This window comes from Anaerococcus lactolyticus ATCC 51172 (assembly GCF_000156575.1).
Taxonomy (GTDB): Bacteria; Bacillota; Clostridia; order Tissierellales; family Peptoniphilaceae; genus Anaerococcus; species Anaerococcus lactolyticus.
Map to the genome: position 1 here is coordinate 1 of NZ_GG666050.1, position 1204 is coordinate 1204.

The following is a 1204-nucleotide window of genomic DNA, read 5'->3' on the forward strand; positions in this document are numbered from 1 at the left end:
TCGCTATTTTCAGTTTCAGGTCTATATTAGGATAGTCTTTTCTAAAATCATCTAAGATATTTTTTGTAAGCATATCCTTGTTTTTAACATTATCGCTAAAGACTATGATTTGAGTCTTATCTCTTGCAGCTCTTAAAAGTTCTAATGTTTTAAGCCCTATATAGTTATCTATAACATAAATACTTTTCTTTGCTGATTTATATATTTTTGTATAGGCAACATCAGCTTCTATCTTATCTCCATTCATCAAGAGAAAATGTTTATATGTTTCTGGGTCTATAAAATTGTCCATTACCTTTTTCAAATCTTCTTTTGTAGCCATTTGAGATTTTATTTCTGCAATATCTTTTGTGTTTTGGTTGGTTTGAATGGCAATTTGTACTAATTCTTTTGAACTGATAAAATCTTGATTTTCAATAATAAAGTCTTTCATTTGCTTAAACATTCGTATTAAAGCCTTGCTCTGTTTAACAGCAAGTTCTCCCCTCAATACAGTCATTAGCATATATATTCCCTGTTCTGTAAAGGCATATGGATTATACTTTATATTGCTTCCTCTACCTGTTCCTCTCTTCAAGGTCACATTTTGTGATCTTGAAAGTTCATATACTTCTTCATCGGTTAATTGGAACATAAAATCATCATCAAATTTTTCATTATTTCTTTTTACCTGTTGATTAAAAGCTCTTGTTTCATACCCATATATTTCAGCAAGTTCAAAATCAAGCATAACCTTTTGATTTCGTATATAGTAAATCTTACTTTTAATTGTAGTTTCATCTATAACTACAATTTCCTTATTTTGCTCTGCCACAAAATTCACCTCCTATATATTTCTGGGGGGGCTACAACTTGTAGCCGTTTTCTCTTTATTTCATTTAACTTACAGCTCTTAAGCCAATTATCCATCATATTTTCAAAGTCTAATTTCTATAATTATACCAAAAATATTAAATCTTTTCTATCTCTCCCTCTCTCTCTTTATCTATCTCTATATCTTTCTCTATCTCTATCTCTTGTCGGACATGGGCTGGACTCATTAAGGACAATGTCCTCTTTTAATTTTATCCAATAATATCTTTTGTTTGTTGCCATATCTGCTCCTTTCTTGATTTTCGATAATCGGAAGTCTTGTTATTATGGTTATTTAAGGGTGTAACTTTTCGTTACTCCCTTAGATTTCTCTGGTCATATCTTTCTTGCT

Annotated in this window: 1 protein-coding gene; it reads right to left on the minus strand. The window is 30.4% G+C overall.

The genetic code is table 11. The annotated features are described in order from the left end of the window. Window positions 1-814, minus strand: an 814-nt coding sequence (locus tag HMPREF0072_RS08840) for an ORF6N domain-containing protein (protein ID WP_039931343.1), incomplete at its 3' end; no start/stop codon positions are given. Window positions 815-1204 lie beyond the last annotated feature (390 nt).